This is a genomic window from Arenibacter hampyeongensis (assembly GCF_002909255.1).
Taxonomy (GTDB): Bacteria; Bacteroidota; Bacteroidia; order Flavobacteriales; family Flavobacteriaceae; genus Arenibacter; species Arenibacter hampyeongensis.
In genome coordinates, this window is sequence record NZ_PIOB01000001.1 from 112,732 (window position 1) to 136,246 (window position 23,515).

Below are 23,515 nucleotides of genomic sequence, written 5' to 3' on the forward strand. Positions count from 1 at the left end.
AGTCCATGAGCAAACTACAAAAAAACGCAGACAAAGAATTTAGTTTATCGTCCTGGGCCATAGACAACCCCTCCGTTATTTATGTAATGATAGGTATCTTTTTATGGATTGGATTATCATCCTATTTTGCCATGCCAAGGGAAGACTTTCCAGAGATCATAGAAACGAAAATATATATCAGCACCCCTTATCCAGGTAATACCGCCGAAGATATTGAAAGGTTGATAACGGACCCTCTGGAAGATGAATTGAAGAATATAAGCAATGTGGTAGAGATTGTATCTACTTCACAAGAGGACTATTCCATTATCACTGTTGAATTCAATGAAGAGATTTCGGTAGAATCGGCAAAACAAAGGGTAAAGGATGAAGTTGATGGTGAAAAAGCCAGCGAGGACTGGCCTACTTTTAACGGCGCCAAAGTAGAACCAAATGTATTCGACCTCAATTTTTCTGAAGAAGTCCCGATCATGAACATCAACTTTACCGGGGATTATCCAGTGGAAAAGTTAAAGGAATATGCCGAATACCTGCAGGATGAAATTGAAAATCTTCCAGAGGTAAAAAAAGCCGACATTCGTGGAGCGCAGGAAAAAGAAGTAGAGGTAGCTGTTGATGTCTATAAAATGATGGCGGCCAAGGTAAGTTTTGACGATGTTATGCAGGCCATAGGCAACGGTAACATGACCATGTCTGCTGGAAATTTAAAGATTGGTGGACAAAGACGTACCATCCGTATATTGGGTGAGGTAGAAAATCCAAGCCTGCTAAACGATTTTGTAGTAAAATCAGAAAACGGGGCCGTATATCTAAAAGATATTGCCGAAGTACATTTTGATGAAAAGGACAAAACTACCTATGCCAGGGAATTTGGGGAAAGTGTAGTGATGTTGGACGTAAAAAAGCGGGCAGGTCAAAATTCCATATCGGCCTCCGATCAAATTAAGGAAATAGTAAAAACCACCAAAGCCAACTATTTTCCTCCCGATCTGCACATTTCCATAGCCAACGATTCATCCACAAGAACTCTTAACCAAGTGGATGACCTGGTCAACAATATTATTTTTGGAATTATTTTGGTAGTAGGTGTCCTAATGTTCTTTTTAGGCTTCCGCAATGCCCTATTTGTTGGTTTTGCAATACCAATGTCGATGTTTATGTCCTTTATGATCCTGTCATGGTTAGGCTATACCCTGAATACCATGATTCTTTTTGGAATGATCATGGGATTGGGAATGTTGGTGGATAACGGAATTGTGGTAGTGGAAAATGTCTATCGTTTAATGGATGAGGGCATGCCACGTATTGAGGCGGCGAAAAAAGGTATTGGTGAGATTGCCTTTCCAATTATCATTTCCACAGCCACCACTGTTGCAGCCTTTGTTCCCTTAGGATTATGGCCGGGGATATTTGGACAGTTTATGATCTATTTCCCGATTACCTTATCCGTGGTATTGGGGTCGTCCTTGTTTGTAGCCATATTTATGAACTCCATGTTAGTGTCCAATTTTATGGATACCGATGAAAAGGAACTAACGGTAAGGCAGTTGGTACGAATTAGTATCATTATGGGTGGAATTGGATTTTTGATCCTATTCTTCGGCGGAGCCATGAGAGGCTTTGGCTCGGTAATGATCCTAACGGCGGGCATGTTCTGGATATACAAATATGCCGTGAAAAAATGGGCCGTGCGTTTTCAAAAAAACACTATGACACGCTTTGAAAACTGGTACGAAAAAAGATTGGTACATGCCTTAAGGGGTAAAAATGTATACTGGTATTTTGGAATTACGGCAATGTTATTGGTAGTTGTTTTTATGCTATTCGGAATGTCTGTAGGAAGTGGAAGAACCAAAATTGAATTCTTCCCCGACAATAAACCCAATGAAATTTATGTATACATTGAATATCCCGAGGGAACAGCCATAGAAAAGACCAATGACATTACCCTTGATATTGAAAAAAGGGTCTATGCCATTGTAAATGACAAGGCATATATGGACAATGGTAAAAACTTTATGATGACCACTGCAGTATCTCAAGTAGGTGAAGGAGCTGGCAATCCTTTGGCCGATGGAGGTTCTGCAGCCGAAATGCCCCATAAAGGAAAAATCACTGTTAACTTTAGTGAGTTCAAATATAGGAGAGGATTGAACACGGAAGACATCCGTGCCAAAGTGCAGTCCGGACTTAGCGGTATTTATCCCGGTGTTGCCATATCTGTGGAAAAAGAGGCCAATGGCCCACCAGCAGGTTATCCCATCAATATTGAATTGGAAGGGAAGGATTACGACCAATTGATCAATACTGCCGAGGATATAAGAAACTTTATAAATACCAAAAACATCGCGGGTATTGAAGAAATAAAAATCGATGTAAATAAAAGCAAACCTTCCATGCAAGTCGTGGTAGACCGTAAAAAAGCGGGTGAACTTGGGGTCTCGGTAGGGCAGGTCGGAAACCAATTGCGCAGGTCCTTATTTGGGGAAAAAGCCGGTATTTTTAAGGAAGACGGTGAGGATTACGATATAAATGTTCGTTTTAATGAGGATTTAAGGTACAACAAAAGTGCCCTATTCAATCAAAACATCATTTTTAGGGACCAGGCCACTGGAAAAGTCAAGGAAATTCCTGTTTCCGCAGTGGCAACCGAGAGAAATACGTCTGGTTTTAGTGCTATAAAGCACAGGGACAATAAACGTGTGGTTACCGTTTATTCCGGCCTGCAACCTGGTTTTACGGATGCCGCCGCAATTGTGGCCGAAATTCAGAAGGAAATGGAGGAATTTAAGAACCTTCCACAAGGCATAAAAATAGATTATACAGGGCAAATAGAAGAGCAAAACAAACAGATGATGTTCTTGGTAGGAGCATTTTTTACCGGATTGGGACTTATCATGCTCATATTGATATTTCAGTTTGGCGGTATTTCAAAACCACTCATTATTATGATTGCCATTTTCCTGAGTTTTATAGGGGTATTTGGAGGGCTAATGATTACCGGATGGTCGTTTGTTATTATGATGACAATGATGGGTATAATTTCCCTGGCGGGAATTGTTGTAAACAATGGAGTGGTGCTTTTGGATTATACCCAGATTCTTATTGACCGTAGGAAGGTAAAACTTGGAATGGATGATAAGGCCCTATTGACAAAGGAAGATGCTACGGAAGCCATCATTAAAGGCGGAAAGGCAAGGCTTAGGCCGGTTATTCTAACCGCGATTACCACTGTTTTAGGATTAATTCCATTGGCAATAGGTTTAAACATCGACTTCTTTGCGTTATTTTCGGAATTTAACCCCCACATTTACATGGGAGGAGACAATGTGGTATTCTGGGGTCCTTTGGCTTGGACCGTAATTTTTGGTTTGATCGTTGCCACCTTTCTTACTTTGATTATTGTACCAGTGCTATTTAATATTACCTATAGGATGAAAATTGCCCTTAGAGGAAGCAGCAAGATCAAAAATGAGGCTGTAACCACAGCTTAAGATATTTTTAACCAAATAGAAAAGTGCCTATTTAATAATAGGCACTTTTTTTGTGCGCTATTTTGACTTTAGAGATAACCTGTAAAACTACACCTCATTTTCATACAGAAATCGTTAGATCATAAACTAAAAACCCGGCGAATATCGCCGGGTTCCTATTTGTACAATTATGTCCTATTGTTTGTGAATTGCCAATTCTCCAACTCCGTTCCATTGGGTAACATTGGCGATTTTACCATCCACAAAATCAACCTCCTTTAGCATCTTAGTATCCCAGAAGAACCATTTTCCAGTTTTCTTTCCTTGGGTATATTCACCCATGGCAATTTTCTTTCCATCTTCACCAAACATCTTCCATTCACCATGAAGTTTTCCATTTAGAAAATGACCCTCCTGGGAAACTACACCATTGTCGTGGAAATAAGTGGCCTTCAACACATCACCATCTTGTTCAAAAACAGGTTTTATGTCCTGTGCATTAATTACAACTGAAAATATAAGTGCGAAAATTAGGGTAATTCCTTTCATTTTATTCGGGATTTTAATTTGTTTATAAACTATCGACTTAATAAATATACCTATTATTTTACGAAAAATATACATTTAATTAACATTAAATTTACATTGGAAAGTTATTTTTCTGTTTTACAGTTACTTACAAATAAAAAAACTCCCCGAAATAGGGAGTTTAATTTCAATTCATTTAAATGGTACTTTAAACCTTATATTTATTGGCCTTCATTCTGCGGAATAGGAAATTGGGTAACTCGGTTATCCCCGGTCCTATCTATCACCAGCTCGTCCAATCTGTTGAATCTTCTTAAATCTATCCAACGATGCCCTTCAGCAAACAAAGAATATCTTCTTTCGTATAGAAGCCTATCCTCGTCTACAGTGCCCGAAAGAACAGGACCAAGTCCTGCAGCATCTCTCACTACGTTGATCGCCATTTCCGCTTCACCTGGATTATCCGCCATATTCGCTTCTGCATATAACAATATAAGCTCCTCATTCCTAATCATGGCAACTGGGTCCGTGCTGGATTGATAAATATATACATCATGTGTTCCTGGAGTCAATCCTGCAATATTAAGTGCCCCGTCCGTTCTCAGAACCGCTTTTCCCAATCGGCCATCTCCTGCCTCAGCAGAATTAACAAAATCAGGATGTGCAATTCTCGCATTGGCCCCAGTGGAATTTAAGGCAAAAAATAACTGATTCAGCTCATCCGATCCTGCGGCAGAAAACCTGTAATATGCTCCTAAATACATATCGCCCGCAAAATCCATAAAGGAGTCGTCCAATGCACTTAAAACAAGTGGGTAATTCCCCTGATATGCTGCCGCTCTTGCTGTTATGGCCCTATTGAATTCCAAATAGGAGACTCCCAAAGTATTTGGGGATACATCCCCTCCGGTTGCCAAATCAGTAGCTGCGGTATTCAATAATCCTATAATGGTTGTCAAAGCGGCATCATAGCCTTCGAAGCTACCTAAATTATCAGGATCGGCCACATCGGTCCGTATTCCATTTTGATACAACAAATTGAGAACTGTCAGCAATTGATGGGCCTTAATGGTGTTTGCAAACCCCCTAATCGATGCCTTTTCAGCCTCCGAAAAATCTGTTGTCGTATTCTCCAATCCTTCCAACAAAAGATTACATTCCTTGACTACGGCATAACGAGCTGCATAAGGTGTAGTAAGATAAAAGGCGTTATCATCCAAAACCCCGGTCATAAGATCTCCAGTCCATCTGGGGTCAGAGCTCTGATGCCTCCAATAGTCCCGTCCAACTACCGAAATAACATCTTCTTGGGTATTTAAACGATCTCTCATATCGGCCAATATTCCAGACACCACCTGAGGAAGTTCTGGTCTGGAAAGTCCCCCTGAAATTGATACGGTTTCCGGACCGTTTAAATCTTTCCCGTCTTCAATAGTACAACCAAAAATCAGCAATCCGATTAAGGTCATAAATAGAACTTTTAATTTATTTGTGATTTTCATATTATTTTTTTTAAATGTTATAGTCCAATAGATAAGTGAAACATAAATCTTTTGGACGATGGAAATGGTGCCACTTCAATTCCTATCCCTGCAGCTCCTGAACCAAAATTTGATACTTCCGGGTCATAACTGTTGTAATCAAAAATGCTAATGATATTGTGGCCTGAAAGACCAATCTTTACATTGGAAACAGTCCCTTTAAAAAGTTTTTGAAGTGTATTTTCCGGAAGATTGTAATACAATCCTACTTCCCTTAATTTTAAATAAGAAGCATCTTCCACAAAGGGCCCGGCGAAACCTGCACCAAATGCACTTTTTCTATAATCTCCATTGTTCAATGCGCCTGAAGGGTCTAGCGACACCTCATCATAATCGGCACTTGTGTTACCAAAATCCGAAAGTAGCCTACTTAGGTTTACGTTGTCGCCACCTTTCTTCCAGTGCCATAAAAAGGATAGAGTGAAATCCTTGTATTTAAAATTATTGTTAAATGACATTTGAAAATCCGGTTCGGCATCTCCTAATGCCACTACATTACCATTTTCGTCATTCCCAACAATTTGGGTAGCACTTTTGCCTTCTTCAATTCTAAATGTTCCCAAGCCCGTACCAAAACCTTGTGTATCAAATGAAGCTACCGTTAATTCGGTGATTTCAGATTTGTTTTTAAACCAACTGATTCCAGATTCCCAAGAAAAGTCCTCTGTGTCAAAGGCATTTACATTTATGCCAAGTTCGGCACCCTTATTCTCCAAAGCACCGGCATTGGCCCAACGAAAGGTATGACCTGAAGAGGGTTCGTTATCCGCTTGGAGAATCAAGTCTTCCACTTTTTTGTTATACCAAGTAAATTCCAGGGTTACCTTGTTGTTAAAAAATCCCGCATCCATACCAATTTCAAACTCCTTTTGTCTTTCTGGCTGAATGGAAGGATCTCCAAGAGTTGCTGGGGTAATTATCCCAACATTCCCATCTATCAAGGAGTTTATATAAGTAGTAAAAAGTGCTCCATTTGGAGCGAAGTTGCCAGCTTCCCCATAAGCGGCACGCAACTTAACCTGATTTACCTGCTCCAGATTCCAAAAGTCGAAATTGTGAATATTCACTGCAGCGGAAGCCTTAGGGTAATAAAATAGCTTATTGGCATCACCGTTGTTGGAGGACTTATCTCCTCTTATCCCAAGTGTTCCAACTATTTTATCTTGAAAGTTAACCTCTTCCTGAACGAAAAAACCGGCATCTTCCTGTTCCAACCTAAATTGATCCACCTTAACATTGGCCGCTTGATCCACATTTTGTTCAGAGGCTATTAAACCCGTTGAGGTAACCCTAACCGTATTTTGGGAAAACTGCTCATTGGTCACCCCCGCCTGGGTAGTAAAGCTGAGTTCATTATCTGTTCGAAAATTATGCACCAAAAAACCCGAAAAATTGGCATCGGTGTTCTGCGTTGTACCATCAGATGACAATCCGTCCACTCCGCCAACAGCCGGACTCATAAACTGTAATTCCCGAGGGAAAAAAACCGTTGTTTTAAGAGTGTAGGTATCCAATCCTGCTTTTAAAATCATTTTTAAACTTTGATTTTCATTGCTGAACAAATTCACATCCAAGGATCCACCAGCAATTAAACGGCTAACCGATTCATTGTTCGTCATAATATCACGAGTATGTATCTGATTGGAGGAATTAGCTGGATGATCGGGATAATTGCCGTCAGCATCTGGCAACAAATAGTCCCAAGGCCTGGTAAATAATAGGGAAACCCCTATTGTGGTATTGGAATTATCATTATTGAAGAACCCCCTATCCGCACTTGACTCCAAATAATTTCCAGTTAAAGACAATTTAATATTGTCTGTTATCCTGTGATCGACATTTAACCGAAGCGATTGTTTGGATGCCCCGGTCCTTTTTACAATACCATCCTCCTCGTTGTTGGTAAAGCTTCCAAAAAAAGAGGTTTTATCGGACCCACCTGATATACTTAAATTTGTATTGGTAAGAAAGCCCTTTTCCCCATATATCTCCTTCTCATAATCCCTTAGTCTACCTGCAGATTCAGCTGCCGTGTAAAGTGCACCTTCGCCATAAACATCCTCTGCCAATGCTGCGGTCCAATTTCTTTGACCCAATAAGTTGACTGCCTCGTTAAATCCTACGGCTTGGGAAAAATTAATTTTTGTTTTTCCTGCTTTACCTTTTTTGGTCGTAATAATGATTACACCAGCGGCTGCCCTAGAACCGTAAATTGCTGAAGCTGAAGCTCCTTTCAATATCTCAATATTTTGAATATCGTCCGGATTAATATCCGCAATCCTATTGGATGCGTTGTCCTGAGAATCGGTGGAGGAAGCACCACCACCAGCGGCATTGGAAATCTCATTTAGACCCCCAGCATAAACACTGTTGTTATTCACGTACACGCCATCAATAATATATAATGGCTGACCTTGTCCATTAATAGAAGTTACCCCCCTTAATTTTACAGACATACCACCACCCGGAGCTCCGGAGGCTGCTGTAATTTGTGCTCCTGCAAATTTACCGGCCAAGGCACCATCCAAAGTTTGTGGCGGCGTCCTCCCCGTTAACTCGTCTGCCGATACAGAGGCAACAGAGTTCGCAGAATTACTTCGTTTAACTGATGTTGCCAATCCAGTTACTACTACTTCTTCCAAACCTGTTGCCGATTCCTCCATGGCAACATTTAAAGTGGTAGGACCAGTCACTTGCATTTCCTTTGGGGCATATCCCAATGAAGAAAAAACCAAGGTAGCGGGGAAATTATCCACGGAAATTTCGTAATTACCGTCAAAATCCGAGGTGGTACCCGTTGTGGTTCCTTTAATTACCACATTTACGCCTGGAAGCGGATCGCCAAGGCCAGTGTCTGTTATCTTTCCCTTAACAACATCCTGAGCCAATAATAGCAGAGGTGTCACTAAAAAAAATAAGAACATGTTTGTCTTAATAAATTTCTGTTTCATATTAGTGAGTTTCGTTAGAATTATATACTAAAATAGTTAAGTTTTGTTAATATTCTCTAAAAATTACAAGAATTTGACAAAATATAGTAGTCAAATTTTCTAATTTCTCAATTGCAGATATTTTTTTCAGCTTACCCTATTACTTCTTACATTTGCCTTTTCATAGATGAAACAAAATGATGTATAGAAGTCATAATTGCGGTGAATTGCGGGAAGCCCATCAACAGGTACAAGTTACCCTATCTGGATGGGTACAAACGGTTAGGGACAAAGGTTTTGTGATATGGGCCGATTTACGCGACCGATACGGAATTACCCAACTCATTTTTGATGAGGAACGCTCCTCAAAAGAGATTATGGAAATTGCAAGGTCCCTAGGTCGTGAATTTGTGATACAGGTTAAGGGAACCGTAATTGAAAGGACCTCCAAAAATCCAAATATTCCTACCGGAAATGTGGAAGTACTGGTCTCAGAGATCAAAATACTCAATAAATCCTTAACCCCCCCTTTTACCATTGAAGACCAAACAGACGGTGGGGAAGACATCCGAATGAAATTCCGATATCTGGACATTCGAAGAAATCCCGTCAAAAACAACCTTATTTTTCGACATAAAGTAACCATGGAAGTTAGAAAACATCTCTCCGACCAAGGTTTCATTGAAGTTGAAACGCCATATTTGATCAAATCCACCCCAGAGGGTGCCCGTGATTTTGTGGTGCCCAGTAGAATGAACGAAGGTCAATTTTATGCCTTGCCGCAATCACCGCAGACTTTTAAACAGTTATTGATGGTAGGGGGAATGGATAAGTACTTCCAGATCGTTAAATGCTTTAGGGACGAAGATCTTAGGGCCGATAGACAACCCGAATTCACCCAAATAGATTGTGAGATGGCCTTTGTGGAACAGGAAGATATTTTAAATGTCTTTGAAGGTCTTACCAGACATCTTTTAAAGGCAATAAAAGGGGTTGACGTGGACAAATTCCCCAGAATGACCTACGATGAAGCCATGAAGAAATATGGCAACGACAAGCCCGATATCCGTTTTGGAATGGAATTTGGCGAGCTTAATGCCTGTGCCCAACATAAGGATTTTGGCATTTTCAACGATGCCGAATTAGTAGTGGGTATTGCCATTCCAGGAGCAGCTACCTATACCAGAAAAGAAATTGACGCGCTTGTAGACTGGGTACGCCGGCCACAGGTCGGTGCCAAAGGTATGGTCTATGCCAAGTATAATGAAGATGGCTCGTTTAAATCTTCCGTTGACAAATTTTATGACGAGGAAGATCTTGCCAAATGGGCAGAAACCACGAAAGCAAAACCTGGCGACTTAATATGCGTACTGTCTGGGGACGCCAATAAAACCAGGACTCAGTTAAGTGCCCTAAGAATGGAAATGGCAGAACGGTTGGGACTGCGCAAAAAGGATGAATTTGCACCACTTTGGGTAATAGATTTTCCACTTTTGGAACTGGACGAGGAAACGGGTCATTACCACGCTATGCACCATCCATTTACCTCACCAAAACCTGGACAGTTGGAGTTGTTGGATACCGACCCAGGGGCAGTAAAGGCCAATGCGTACGATTTGGTGTTAAATGGCAATGAAATTGGTGGAGGCTCCATACGTATTCACGATAAACAAATACAGGCCACAATGTTCAGACATCTTGGCTTCAGCCCAGAGGAGGCCAAGGCACAATTTGGGTTTTTAATGGACGCCTTTCAATATGGCGCCCCGCCACATGGAGGTTTGGCATTTGGCCTTGACAGATTGGTGGCCATTTTGGGCGGACAAGAAACTATTCGGGATTTTATTGCTTTTCCAAAAAACAACAGTGGCCGTGATGTCATGATCGATGCCCCTGCCCCTATAGATGGCACACAGTTAAAGGAACTTCACCTAAAATTGGATTTATAATCATATCTTTAAAATCCTGCTATATAATAATGTAGCAGGATTTTTTTCAAAATCATGGCAGCATTAAAAAAATCCTGGCTAAACAACTTTTTGGTTTGGCGCGCAAAACATATATCCCAAAGGCAGTTTATTTATATCCTTAGTATTTTGGTTGGGTTTACCTCCGGGATAGGTGCTGTTGTCCTAAAAAATTTAACCCACTTCTTTCAACATCTATTGGAAGGTAATCTGGTAAAATATTACCACAACGCCTTTTATTTTGTTTTCCCTATAATTGGCCTTACCCTTGTTTATTTGATCATTAAATATGTGATTCGGAACAAAGTGAGCCATGGTATTCCTTCCACCCTCTTTGCCATTTCCAAAATGAAGGGAATAATGCGGAAATATCAGATGTTCGGATCAATTCTAACAGCTCCCATAACAGTTGGTTTCGGGGGATCGGTTGGTTTGGAGGGGCCTACGGTGGCAACAGGGGCAGCAATAAGCTCCAATATTTCAAGAATGTTCCACGTAAACCAGACGACTAGGAATTTACTTATCGGCTGTGCCGCTGCGGGGGCCATGTCTTCCATATTTAAAGCTCCTATTGCGGCCATTATTTTTGCCATTGAAGTCTTCAGCCTGGATCTAACCATTGCCTCCATGTTACCCTTGCTTTTAGCTTCCCTTTCCGGAATCATTACTTCCTATTTTTTCTTTGGCAGCGATATACTTTTGCCTTTCAAAATTGAGGACAATTTTATTATATCAGACATCCCCTTCTTTATAATCCTGGGCTTGTTTGCAGGTCTAACTTCCATTTATTTCACCGAAATATATGAGCGTGTCCAAAAAATATTCGACAAAATAGATTCTCCTATTAAAAGATTGCTCTATGGGGGTATTGCTATTGGCATTTTGGTCTACTTAGTACCTCCACTATACGGCGAAGGTTTTGATGTTATCAACAACCTCATCAAAGGAAGCCCTGAAAAAGTATTGGAAAACAACATTTTTAATCTAGACCTTTCGCAGGTGTGGGTAGTAATAGGCCTGCTAGCCGGATTGGTTTTTTTCAAAATTATAGCCTGCGCCCTTACATTTGGAGCGGGAGGGGTTGGGGGAATCTTTGCCCCAACACTTTTTATGGGTAGTATAATGGGCAATTGCATTGCCAAAATAATCAACAGTATAGGAATATTTCCATACCAAGTTTCTGAAAGCAATTTTACATTGGTGGGTATGGCTGGACTTATGGCCGGCGTTCTCCACGCTCCGCTTACCGCAATATTCCTCATAGCCGAAGTTACAGGGGGATATGAATTATTTATCCCACTAATGGTAACCTCTGCAATCTCTTATTCAATTACCAAATATGTACATCCTCATTCTGTTTACAACATGGAGTTGGGCCGAAAAGGAGAATTAATTACACATGATAAGGACCATGCCGTATTGACCTTGATGGATATTGATAAAGTAATTGAAGATAATTTTGCCCCTATTTATCCTGAAATGAATCTAGGGGAAATTGTGCACGAAGCAGTCGTAAAATCCAATAGAAATATATTCCCTGTAATTGACAGGGAAGACAACACACTGCTTGGGATAATTTTATTGGATGATATACGCCCCATAATGTTCAATCAGAAATTGTACAAAGAAGTGATGGCAATAGACATTATGAATACCCCCCCGGATATTATTGAATTGGATAAAGATAAAATGACCGATATCATGGAGAAATTTCAAAGTAGTGGCGCTTGGAACCTACCGGTTATTAAGAATGAAAAATATATTGGTTTTATTTCCAAATCAAAACTGTTGACCGCATACCGAAGGAAATTAATAAATTTAACCTCTTAAATCCGCTTTTCAGCATGAAGTATATCATCTCCTTAATTCTTTTGGCTTCCTTGGCTTCAATTATTTATGGGTTTAGCATAAATGAGGAAAATAAGGCCTTATCCGACAAATGTATTGGTTTTGGGACAGTAGGAATTTTTTTGGTGGCCATGCCCCTATTTCTTATTAAAGTTAGTAAAGGCAAAAAAATGAAGGATTATATGCTAACGGAGGAAAACATTAGAAAAATGCAAGGAAAAGAAAAGGAAACCACTGATAATCAATGATTTTGATATTTTTTTAAATCGATTACATTCAATTTTGCCCAAAAAAACATAAATTAGTAATCTAAACGATTATTATTTTAATTTCATTGGAATGACTGGAACAGTAAAATTTTTTAATGAATCCAAGGGATTTGGCTTCATTACCAACGATGACACAGGTAAAGACATTTTTGTTCATGCAACCGCATTAAACGGAACTGAACTTAACGAAGGTGACAAAGTAGAATACCAGGAAGAAGAAGGCCGAAAAGGAATAGTTGCTGCGCAAGTGCAAGTTATTGGCTAATAATATTTTATTTTGAAAGCATTGAAAACCCTTGGTTCGTCCAGGGTTTTTTGTTTTTATGCCCTTAGTGATACATGATGCCTATCTTTCCAAAACAAGTACAAATCCATCTGCCCCACTACCGGACGTGGTACTATTTTGGTCCAGGACCAATTTTGTTTCGTCCACCAAAATTCCACCCATCTCCTTGTCATTTACCAATAAATAAAATTTGTCTTTCTCCTGTAGAACGGAATAGGTATAGGTTCCTGTTGGCAAGCCATTATATATTGAATTGGACTCGTCATTATTGACAACTACCAATGTCTCACCCTTGCTATCAAATTTCCAAACAATTTTACCTTTAAGAAAATCATCATCAATCCCTGCGAATCCGCCACTTATATTGGTCAGGTTCCAACTCCCGTTGACTAGATTATCATTACCATGGGTATTCTCCTTTGTGCATCCCAGTAAAATGAGCATAAAACCCAAATACAATATTAGACCGCGAACCTTCATATTCCAAAAAGATTATATATAAATAGACCCCAATTCCCTAAAATGGTTGCGTAACGTTTAACATTAAAATAAATAACTAGTTCAAATTTCGTTTTTGAATAAAAAAGCGCTTTAGAATTTCAGCAGCTTCCTCTTCCAAAACCCCACTAAGTAATTCTGTTTTGGGATGTATTTTGGTCCCCATGGCTACAAAGCCCCTATCCACATCCTTTGCGGCATAGACAATCTTCGAAATTTGACTCCAATACAGGGCACCAGCGCACATTTGACATGGTTCCAAGGTTACATATAGGGTACAGTTGTGTAGATATTTCCCACCCAAAAAATTAGCTGCAGCGGTTATGGCCTGCATTTCGGCATGTGCAGTAACATCATTCAACCGTTCGGTTAAATTGTGAGCCCTTGCTATTATTCTATTCTCAACAACGATAACCGCCCCTACGGGAACCTCCCCTTTTTCAAAAGCGGCCTCTGCCTCTTGCAAGGCCTTTTTCATAAAATAAGTATCGTCGAAGGGGTTGATCATAAAAATCATTTTAAGTCACAATAGTAACAAATATTGGCATAGGGTCAAAAAAAATACAATTTGTTTAAGATTTCCGGAAAAACCATTAATGATACCCCAAGAAATATACAATTCAACATTTAAATAACTTAGTTTTGCCTAATATTTTAAGTATGCCTAGCGGAATTCTCCAACATATTAACTACCCTAAGGATATTCGAACCTTAGAAATTGTCGATTTAATACAACTCGCCCAAGAATTACGGGCGTTCATAATAGACATTGTAGCTACCAAGGAAGGACATTTAGGAGCTAGCTTGGGAGTGGTGGAACTAACAATTGCCCTGCACTATGTATTTGACACCCCTAACGACAAGTTAATTTGGGATGTGGGCCATCAGGCTTACGGTCATAAAATATTAACCGGTAGAAGGGAAGTATTTAATACCAACAGACAAATGGGAGGTATTAGTGGATTCCCAAAACGTACAGAAAGCCCATATGACGATTTTGGTACAGGACATAGCTCTACTTCTATTTCAGCTATTTTAGGGATGGCCTTGGCTTCACAGCTAAAGGGCGAAAAGAAGAGACAGCATATTGCAGTAATTGGCGATGCATCCATTGCCAGTGGCATGGCCTTCGAAGGGCTTAACCACGCAGGGGACACCAATGCCAACATTCTTATAATACTCAATGACAACGCTATAGGAATAGACCCAAGCGTAGGAGCCCTAAAAAGATACCTTACCAATGTTAAAAAAGGGACTGCCAAAGATGAAAACATTTTTGAATGTTTAAATTTTAACTATTCAGGCCCTCTGGATGGCCATGACTTGGCCGCCCTGATTAAGGAATTGAACAGGCTTAAATCTATTGAAGGCCCCAAACTACTTCATATCATAACCACCAAAGGCAAAGGCCTCAGAAAAGCGGAGGAAAATCAAGTAGTGTATCACGCCCCAGGAAAATTCAACAAGGAAACGGGTGACCTTTTGCCCCAAACTTTTGAAAAGCAGCCTCCTAAGTACCAAGATGTATTTGGACAAACCTTAGTGGAGTTGGCTAAAAAAAATAAAAACATCGTGGGTATAACTCCGGCCATGCCTACTGGTAGCTCCTTAAAGTACATGATGGAACAATTACCGGAAAGGGCTTTTGATGTTGGCATAGCTGAGCAACATGCAGTAACCATGGCAGCTGGTATGGCCGCGGAAGGATTGGTGCCTTTTTGCAATATCTACTCTACTTTTTTACAACGTGCATATGATCAGATTATCCACGATGTGGCACTACAGGATCTCCCTGTTATCTTCTGTTTGGATCGTGCAGGTATCGTGGGGCAGGACGGTGCAACCCATCATGGCATCTATGATATGGCCTATTTACGCTGTATTCCAAATCTTATTATTTTTGCACCGATGAATGAAATTGAGCTCAGGGACATAATGTATACAGCTCAACTGGGATTAGGGCATCCTATAGCAATAAGATACCCAAGAGGAACTGGCGCAATCCTGGATTGGAAACAAAATTTTAATAAAATACCAATAGGAATATCGCAAGAATTAAAAAAAGGAACGAAAATTGCGGTACTTTCGATCGGTCATATAGGAAATATGGTCAGCAGTTTGCTGAAAAATCTTAAAGATAATAGCCTTATTGGTCATTACAACATGCGTTTTGTAAAACCTTTGGACACTGTTATGTTGAGGAAAATATTCACTACCTATGAGCAGGTCATCACCATAGAGGATGGTTGCAAAATAGGTGGATTTGGAAGTGCAATTTTGGAATATGCCAATGAGATCCATAGTTTTGTGCCCATAAAGATTTTTGGTGTTGAAGATGTTTTTATAGAGCATGGCACAGTGGAAGAGCTCCAAAAATTGGCTAAAATAGATATGTCGACCTTTAAAAAATATATTAACAACCTTTTGAATTCTGATTAGCATGTACGGTAAAATTTTCATTATTGTCCTTCTGTTTCTAAATTTTAATTTCTTATTTGCCCAAGATACTATACCGGCTCCACAAGTTCCCGATTCTACTCAGGTAGACTCCATGCGAGTCGATTCTATGCGAATAGACACCATAGTGATAAGGACCTTGCAGGACAAAATAAAATATATTCCAAGGGGTGCCGACCTTACCAATCCAGTAGTTTCCTTTAAGCGCACCAAACCTTTGGAAGAAAAATATAGGCGCTTTAGTATTCCTTCCTTCTGGGATAAGGAAAATAAACTTGGATTTAATTTTAGTGAAGTAGCCTTTGTAAACTGGAATGCAGGGGGTAACAATTCCATTTCCGGTTTAGCCAGTGCAAAATTTGTACGTAATTACAAGTTTCGATATATACAATTAAATAACAATCTTGACATCCGATATGGCCTTAATGCACAGGAAGGTTTTAAATTAAGAAAATCTGACGATGCACTTCGGTTTTCATCCACTTTTGCTTTTAGAAGGGATACCATCAGCAATTGGTACTATTCCGCCAGTGCCGAATTTAGAACGCAATTCTCCAATGGTTACAAATACCCCAATAGAGATAAACCAATTTCCAGATTTATGGCTCCTGGTTATGCCCTTTTGGGTGCTGGTACTTCCTACATTCCGGAAGGCAAGAAGTTCAACCTGCGTTTGGCACCGCTTACCTTCAAGTCTACTTTTGTAATGGACCAAACCTTAGCAAACGGTGGTGCTTTTGGGGTACAAAAAGCATTGGTAGATGTGGAGGGTAACATCATAAAAGAGGGCGAAAACGTTTATCTGGAATTTGGTTTTCTGGTCTCCAATAGTTGGGAAACCATGGTTTATGAAAATATAAAATTAAATCATAGGCTACAATTATATTCGGACTACGTAAAGAATTTCGGAAATATTGATGTGGACTGGGAATTAAACCTGGACCTGGCAGTAAACAAATACGTAAAGGCCTCCATTGGTACCCATGTTTTATACGACCACGATATTATATTCGACGAGGTAAAAGCTGCAGATGGCACCGTTACAACCCCGGGCAAACGCAAAATTCAATTCAAACAATTGCTTGGTGTTGGTTTAATATATGATTTTTAAAGCTGTTTTCCCATAATCTTATTATGGATATGTACCGCCGCACTATCCGATAAACTGGCAACATAACAGCACGTATTCAAGAGAATTGAATATGTAGAATTTGTTATTTCCCTATAGGATTCGGGCAAAGTGGATATCATTAGTCGGTCGTAATTGGAACTATTTCCTTCCTTTTCCCTTATCAAAGCCGTGGTGTACACATCCAAAATATCCGAGATGATCTTATAACCGGCTATTTCCTTTTCTATTACTTCCTGGGACTGGTAGATCTTCTGCACACTTAATTTAATAATGTCCTCGATCTGCGCCTTGAATCTACTTTTTTCCAATAAGGACACCGAAAACTCGCCTTTTAGGATAGCTTCCTCATTTTCAATAAAAATAGCAATGGCATCCGTAATCAAGGTGTTGATCGCCAAAGCCCTTAAATAGCTAAGTCGATCTTCCATATAGACCAAATCGTTATACTTCTTTATATTGATGCTGTCCTTTACCAACTTAATTAAATATTCCAAGGCGAAATCCTCTGAAATAAGCCCCAAATTGATTCCGTCCTCAAAATCGATTATAGTATAACAAATATCATCCGCCGCTTCCACCAAGAAGGTAAGTGGGTGTCTGCAAAAGCCAACATCCTTTCCATTTCCCCTGGGTTCCAAGCCCAATTCCACCGCTACTTCCCGAAAAGAAACAACGTCTTGTTGAAAAATCCCAAATTTCTTATCTGCAATATGTTGGGTCGGTTTTTTGGGCAACGATTCTTTTGGGTATTTCATAAAAGCGCCCAAGGTGGCATAACTTAGTCGCAAACCACCTTCTACCCCCTTTCGGGTCTCCGTCAATAACTTGTAACCATTGGCATTGCCTTCGAAATCTATGATATCCTGGTATTCCTTTTGGGTCAAAACATCTTTAAATTGTTGGCCTTTCCCCGTTTTAAAATATTCGCCTATAGCCTTCTCACCACTATGTCCGAAAGGCGGGTTTCCTATATCGTGGGCCAGGGCCGCAGCAGCCACTATGGCACCGAAATCATTAAATCTATAGCCGTGTACTTCACCTAGGTAAGGGTGTATTTCAAGAATTTTCTTTCCGGCAATTCTACCAAGGCTCCTCCCCACTACCGAGACTTCCAAGCTATGGGTTAGGCGGGTATGCACAAAATCGGTTTTGGATAGAGGTATTACCTGGGTCTTGTCCTGTAGACTCCTAAAGGCAGTAGAAAATATTACTCTATCGTAATCCACCTCAAAACCCAATCGAGTTTCATCCTGTTCCTTCCGTAATCTTTTGTGGGTATCACCAAAGCGTTTTAATGAAAGGAGTTGTTCCCAATTCATAATCTATATTTAGTTGCCGCAAGATACATTTTTAGCCATTCAACACATAATAAAACCCCAATCCACATTGCACAAACAAAATTCGTTTGCTCCATTTTTAACGATTAATTAAACTTAAGATTACAATAGGGTTATTAGTAATCCCCATCTTAGCACTTGTCTTTAGACTATTTTGGTTTCATTTTAATTATTGGTTTTTGTCGACTATAGAATTGAAATCAGAAGCTACCTCTGGCCAAGGTAGCTTTTTTATTTAAAGTAATATTGTTTCTAAATTAACCTTAAATTAACACTTATGTAAGTTCTTTGTGCTCGACAAAAACTAATATAAAATGAAAATGAAATGCTTAGCCCTCGGGCTAATATTATGCTCATTTTTTAACTCTTATTCCCAGGAAACCAATGCCCCTGAATTTGGCAAAGGCCTTTTTAACTTGATGGGTAAGGACAGTACCTGGAGTGCGAAGATCTCTGCTAGAATGCAACTTTTGAGTGGCACAACTTGGACGGAAAATTCGGATGGGAACTTTGCAGACCCTCATTTCAATGCGCTCATCAGGAGGGCCAGGTTAAAATTTGATGGCTTTGTTTATTCACCTAAACTCAGCTACAAACTGGAATTGGGATTATCCAATAGGGATATCTCCGGTGGCTCCCAATACACGAGTGACGCTCCCCGATATATATTGGATGCCGTAATAATGTGGAATTTTTATCAAAATTTTGAACTTTGGGTAGGCCAAACCAAACTCCCTGGCAACATGGAGCGGGTAATTTCCTCTGGCAACCTTCAAATGGTAGATCGTTCTCTACTAAATAGCCAATTTACCCTGGACAGGGATATGGGCATACAACTTAGACACCATTCCAACATAACGGATACATTTCTTATAAGGGAAATAATTGCCATTTCTCAAGGCGAAGGCAGAAACGTTACCACTGGAAACTTAGGTGGGCATCAGTACAGCGGACGTTTGGAACTACTCCCCTTTGGCGAATTCACGGGCGGCGGTGAATATAGCGGTGCCGATTTAAAAAGGGAAAAATCCCCAAAACTGATGTTGGCAGCTACCTACAACCTTAATCTTAATGCTGTTAAGACCAGAGGTAGTCAAGGAACTTATATGGTAACCGATTACGGATTTCACAAAACCAATATCAACACCCTTTTCCTGGATGCTATGTTTAAATACAACGGGTTCTCATTTATGGCAGAATACGCCCATAGGGATGCCGATGACCCATTTGCCACAAATATGGATGGATCCCTTACCGGGGATGTGGTTCAAGTTGGCCATGGAATAAATCTGCAAACAGGATATCTTTTTAACAGGAATTGGGAGATTTCAGGGAGATACACAAACGTAGAATTAAACAATAACATTACTGGTGCAAACCCGGAAAATCAATATACCCTGGGGCTTTCCAAATACATTGTAGGCCACAAATTAAAGGTACAAACAGATATTAGTTACCTTTCTGTTGGGAATGGCCCTGATGAATTGATGTATAGACTACAACTGGACGTTCATTTTTAGCAAAAAATATAACCTTAAGATAACGTTACGAACCTAGAGACTTTAGATATTTACAAACTATTTTTATAAGATAATGGACAATTTATATTTATTAATGATTATTGCCCTTGCCTTCTTGGCAATAGCAGATTTAGTAGTTGGGGTTAGTAATGACGCCGTAAACTTTTTAAACTCCGCAATTGGCTCCAAAGCCATTTCATTTAGGACCATAATGATTGTTGCCAGTTTGGGTATTGCCATAGGTGCCATTTTTTCCAGCGGTATGATGGAGGTGGCCCGAAAGGGTATCTTTCATCCCGGCGAGTTCATGTTCAGTGAGATCATGATAATTTTCATGGCTGTTATGATAACCGATATCCTGTTGCTGGATTTTTTCAATACGGTTGGGATGCCCACCTCCACCACAGTATCCATTGTATTTGAACTTTTGGGAGCCTCGGTTGCTATGTCCTTTATTAAAATAGCTTCAAGTGGGGGGGATTATATTGATATATATAACTACATAAACACTTCAAAGGCTACGGAAATAATTCTGGGCATATTGCTTTCGGTCGTTATTGCCTTTTCCATTGGGGCCCTGGTGCAATATTTGTCGAGGATTCTACTTTCTTTCGACTTTAGAAAAAAAGCTAAGATCATAGGGGCACTCTTCGGAGGTATTGCCTTGAGCGCAATCACTTATTTCATTCTAATAAAGGGTTTAAAAGGGGCCACTTTCGTAAGTGGTGATGTGCTGGATTATATTCAAAATAATACCCGTACCATTATCATTGGAAGTCTAGTTCTTTGGACCTTGGTATCTTATTTAATTTCGGTGGTATTGAAATACGACGTGTATAAACTCATTATTATCGTAGGAACTTTTGCCTTGGCACTTGCTTTTGCAGGGAACGACCTTGTTAATTTTATAGGAGTCCCCATAGCCGCATGGCAGTCTTTTGAAGCCTGGCAGGCCTCAGGTATTCCAGCCAATGAATTTAGTATGACCGTATTGGCCGAAAAGGTTCCTACCCCAACAATTTTGTTGTTCGTAGCGGGAATGGTCATGGTGCTCACCTTATGGTTTTCCAAAAAAGCACGCTATGTAACCCAAACAGAAATTAACCTATCCAGGGAAGGTGAATCCAAGGAGCGCTTTCAGCCAAATTTTCTATCTAGAGGAATAGTACGATCAGCTATGGCTCTGTCATCTGTTACCTCCGCCCTGTTACCAAAATCTTTGCAGGAAAGAATAGATTCCAATTTTAAAAAGCCTGTCATAGCACTTTCCAAGGATAAAACTTTTGAAATGCCTGCTTTTGATATGGTTAGGGCTTCTGTTAACCTAATGGTTGCCGGTATATTGATTTCCTTGGCCACGTCCTATAAATTACCATTATCTACCACGTATGTTACCTTCATGGTGGCAATGGGTTCATCATTGGCCGATAGGGCCTGGGGAGCAGAAAGTGCCGTGTACCGTGTTGCAGGGGTATTGAATGTTATTGGAGGTTGGTTCTTTACAGCCATTATCGCTTTTGTTTCCGCTGCAGTTATTGTTTCCCTTATCAATATTCATGTTCCGTCCATGGTGGCAATCCTATTATTGCTTGCAGTGCTATTGCTGGTGAGAAATTATATTTCACACAACCAAAAGTCCAAGGAAATAAAAGCGGAAGACAGTTTACGAAAGGCAGAAAGCAGTTCTATCCAAGGGGTGATCGAGGAAAGTGCCGACAATATTTCCAACGTTGCAAAAAGAAGTAACAAAATATACACAAACATCATAGACGGACTTGCAAAGCAAGATTTGGAACTTCTGAAAAAGAATAAGAAAGGTGTTGGTAAGCTTTCGGATGAAATAGACGAATTAAGAGATCATATTTTCTATTTTATAAAGAATTTGGACGAGGCCAGTGTAGGTGCAAGTAACCTATACATTAACATTTTAGGGTATTTGCAGGATATGGCCCAATCATTGGAATATCTAAACAAAATAAGCCATAAGCACATCCACAATAACCATAAAAAATTAAAATACAATCAAATTAAAGAGCTCAAAGAAATAGATCTTGAATTACAGAAATTGCTCAGTGCAACAAAATCGGCCTTTGGAAGTAGATCATTTCATCTAATAGGTGACATTTTTTCAAGCAAACAGGAACTTTTGGATATGGTTTCACAAAAAATTGAAAAACAAATTGCTAGGACACGTACCGAAGAATCCAGCCCAAAAAACACCACCTTGTACTTTACCTTTCTTTTGGAAACAAAAGATTTTATTAACGCCACTATGAACCTTCTGGAGCTTTACTACAAGGAGCACGATAGCACGGTTAAACCTGCAAAGCTTGAAGTGTAATAAGATCAATGACTATATAAAGAGTATATGAAATATGTATTCCTAATTGTCTTTTTTGGTTGTATTTCATGTTGTATTGGGCAAAATATAGGAGGAACGGAGCTTCTGGAAAAGGCCATTTCCTATCATGACCCCAATGGCCGTTGGAGTTCGTTTAAGGGTAACTTTAGTGTCACTATGGAATCCCCAAAAGGGGACAAAAGAAAAAGCCACATAGCAATTGATCTGCCGGCCTCCAGTTTTAAATTGACCACAAATAGGGACAACAATGCCATAGAACAAACTGTGGACAAGGGTGAATGTCTTGTAACTCTTAACGGCATTACAAATATTTCAGATGCTGATAAGGCCGCTCATAATATCTCTTGTGAACGGACAAAAAAAATGAAGGACTATTACACCTATCTCTATGGACTTCCCATGAAATTAAGAGATCCCGGTACCATTATTGAATCCCGTGTGGAGACCAAAACCTTTAAGGGCAAGAAATACCTGAGACTTAAAGCAACATACTCAAAAGAAGTTGGGACTGATACTTGGTATTTTTATTTTGACCCAACGTCCTATGCCATGGAGGTCTATCAGTTTTTTCATGATGAATCCCAAAATGATGGGGAGTACATTTTACTGTCAGGCGTAGAAATCATAAATGGCATTAAAATGCCCAAGACCAGGGCATGGTATTACAACAAAAATGATCAATATCTGGGGACGGATGTCCTAGACCAAAACTCCAATTAAACTATCTATAAAAATTCATTTCATCCATATACTTCCACACGCCTTCTGGCAATAAGGGTCTAATATTTTTGCCCATTTTATGTTGTGCCCTTATAAAAGTAGATGATATTTCCATGATAGGGGCCGCAACATGATGTATCTTGGCATGGTCTCTAAATCTTTGTTCTACTTCCCCTTCCGAAATCCTGGGGTAGACGTAAATGGAATGATTTTCCAGAATAACCTCAAAGTTCTTCCATTTGTGCAAGCCTTTTAAATTGTCCTCCCCCATAATCAAACAGAAATCATGATCAACTTCATATTTTTCCTGCAAATACGCCAGGGTATTTACGGTATAATTGGGTTGTGGTAGGTCGAACTCAATTTTGCTCGGTTTTAATTTTGGATAATCATGGGTGGCTTCAACTACCAATTGATAACGATGATGATTGTCCAGCAGGGTCTTTTTGGTTTTAAAGGGACTTTGAGGGGTTACTACAAACCAGACCTCATCCAAGTCGGAAAATTCCACCATATGATTGGCAATCACCAAATGCCCAATATGAATTGGATTAAAAGTACCGAAATAAAGCCCTATTTTCTTAATCATGCGAAACTTGATTCAGCATCATTTTTCAATGAATTATTTTAATTTTAATTTGGCGGAA

At 39.8% G+C, this 23,515-nt stretch carries 17 protein-coding genes; 10 read left to right on the forward strand and 7 right to left on the reverse strand.

Features of this window, described 5'->3' with window-relative positions:
* Positions 1-5 precede the first annotated feature (5 nt).
* Positions 6-3,494 (forward strand): efflux RND transporter permease subunit, encoded by a 3,489-nt coding sequence (locus CWD91_RS00485; RefSeq protein ID WP_103438999.1) that lies wholly within the window; start codon positions 6-8, stop codon positions 3,492-3,494.
* Positions 3,495-3,668: 174 nt separating this feature from the next.
* Here the strand turns inward: CWD91_RS00485 and CWD91_RS00490 are convergent, their stop codons facing one another.
* From CWD91_RS00490 to CWD91_RS00500, 3 genes are all read right to left on the reverse strand, one after another.
* Positions 3,669-4,022, reverse strand: coding sequence for a toxin-antitoxin system YwqK family antitoxin (locus CWD91_RS00490; RefSeq protein ID WP_103439833.1), 354 nt, complete (start codon positions 4,020-4,022; stop codon positions 3,669-3,671).
* A gap of 200 nt (positions 4,023-4,222) precedes the next feature.
* Positions 4,223-5,503: a RagB/SusD family nutrient uptake outer membrane protein gene (locus CWD91_RS00495; protein ID WP_103439000.1), complete on the reverse strand. Its 1,281-nt coding sequence runs from the start codon at positions 5,501-5,503 to the stop codon at positions 4,223-4,225.
* 17 nt (positions 5,504-5,520) lie between these two features.
* Entirely contained in the window at positions 5,521-8,493 is a 2,973-nt protein-coding gene (locus tag CWD91_RS00500) for a SusC/RagA family TonB-linked outer membrane protein (RefSeq protein WP_103439001.1), read from the reverse strand.
* Between the two features lie 179 nt (positions 8,494-8,672).
* Between CWD91_RS00500 and aspS the strand changes: the two genes are divergently transcribed.
* The 4 genes from aspS to CWD91_RS00520 all read left to right on the forward strand — a co-directional run bounded on the left by aspS (position 8,673) and on the right by CWD91_RS00520 (position 12,821).
* A complete protein-coding gene (aspS, locus tag CWD91_RS00505; protein WP_103439002.1) occupies positions 8,673-10,421 on the forward strand; it encodes an aspartate--tRNA ligase in 1,749 nt (582 codons plus the stop codon).
* A gap of 54 nt (positions 10,422-10,475) precedes the next feature.
* A complete protein-coding gene (locus tag CWD91_RS00510; protein ID WP_103439003.1) occupies positions 10,476-12,269 on the forward strand; it encodes a chloride channel protein in 1,794 nt (597 codons plus the stop codon).
* Positions 12,270-12,283: 14 nt separating this feature from the next.
* The gene (locus tag CWD91_RS00515; protein WP_103439004.1) at positions 12,284-12,535 is read left to right on the forward strand and encodes a hypothetical protein; all 252 of its coding nucleotides are present in this window, start codon (positions 12,284-12,286) and stop codon (positions 12,533-12,535) included.
* Positions 12,536-12,626: 91 nt separating this feature from the next.
* Complete coding sequence (locus tag CWD91_RS00520) at positions 12,627-12,821, forward strand: cold-shock protein (protein ID WP_103439005.1); 195 nt, start codon at positions 12,627-12,629, stop codon at positions 12,819-12,821.
* An 81-nt stretch (positions 12,822-12,902) separates the two neighbouring features.
* Here CWD91_RS00520 and CWD91_RS00525 read toward each other — a convergent pair whose 3' ends face one another.
* Positions 12,903-13,286, reverse strand: a complete 384-nt coding sequence (locus CWD91_RS00525) for a hypothetical protein (protein WP_192877615.1) — start codon at positions 13,284-13,286, stop codon at positions 12,903-12,905.
* Between the two features lie 112 nt (positions 13,287-13,398).
* On the reverse strand, positions 13,399-13,848 hold the full coding sequence (locus tag CWD91_RS00530; protein WP_103439834.1) for a nucleoside deaminase: 450 nt from the start codon (positions 13,846-13,848) through the stop codon (positions 13,399-13,401).
* Positions 13,849-14,000: 152 nt separating this feature from the next.
* Between CWD91_RS00530 and CWD91_RS00535 the strand changes: the two genes are divergently transcribed.
* Positions 14,001-15,779 carry a 1-deoxy-D-xylulose-5-phosphate synthase gene (locus tag CWD91_RS00535; RefSeq protein ID WP_103439007.1) on the forward strand — a complete coding sequence of 593 codons (1,779 nt, stop codon included), beginning with the start codon at positions 14,001-14,003 and terminating at the stop codon, positions 15,777-15,779.
* Position 15,780: 1 nt separating this feature from the next.
* Complete coding sequence (locus CWD91_RS00540) at positions 15,781-16,908, forward strand: DUF3078 domain-containing protein (protein WP_103439008.1); 1,128 nt, start codon at positions 15,781-15,783, stop codon at positions 16,906-16,908.
* Here the strand turns inward: CWD91_RS00540 and dgt are convergent.
* Positions 16,905-18,248 (reverse strand): dGTP triphosphohydrolase, encoded by a 1,344-nt coding sequence (gene dgt / locus CWD91_RS00545; RefSeq protein WP_103439009.1) that lies wholly within the window; start codon positions 18,246-18,248, stop codon positions 16,905-16,907. The genes CWD91_RS00540 and dgt overlap by 4 nt on opposite strands.
* A 332-nt stretch (positions 18,249-18,580) precedes the next feature.
* Between dgt and CWD91_RS00550 the strand changes: the two genes are divergently transcribed.
* From CWD91_RS00550 to CWD91_RS00560, 3 genes are all read left to right on the forward strand, one after another.
* Positions 18,581-19,786, forward strand: a complete 1,206-nt coding sequence (locus CWD91_RS00550) for a porin (protein WP_103439010.1) — start codon at positions 18,581-18,583, stop codon at positions 19,784-19,786.
* Between the two features lie 73 nt (positions 19,787-19,859).
* Positions 19,860-22,127 (forward strand): inorganic phosphate transporter, encoded by a 2,268-nt coding sequence (locus tag CWD91_RS00555; protein ID WP_103439011.1) that lies wholly within the window; start codon positions 19,860-19,862, stop codon positions 22,125-22,127.
* A gap of 27 nt (positions 22,128-22,154) precedes the next feature.
* On the forward strand, positions 22,155-22,868 hold the full coding sequence (locus CWD91_RS00560) for a DUF6503 family protein (protein WP_103439012.1): 714 nt from the start codon (positions 22,155-22,157) through the stop codon (positions 22,866-22,868).
* A 1-nt stretch (position 22,869) separates the two neighbouring features.
* On the opposite strand, the gene nadD is transcribed toward CWD91_RS00560, so the two are convergent.
* Entirely contained in the window at positions 22,870-23,454 is a 585-nt protein-coding gene (gene nadD / locus CWD91_RS00565) for a nicotinate (nicotinamide) nucleotide adenylyltransferase (protein WP_103439835.1), read from the reverse strand.
* Positions 23,455-23,515 lie beyond the last annotated feature (61 nt).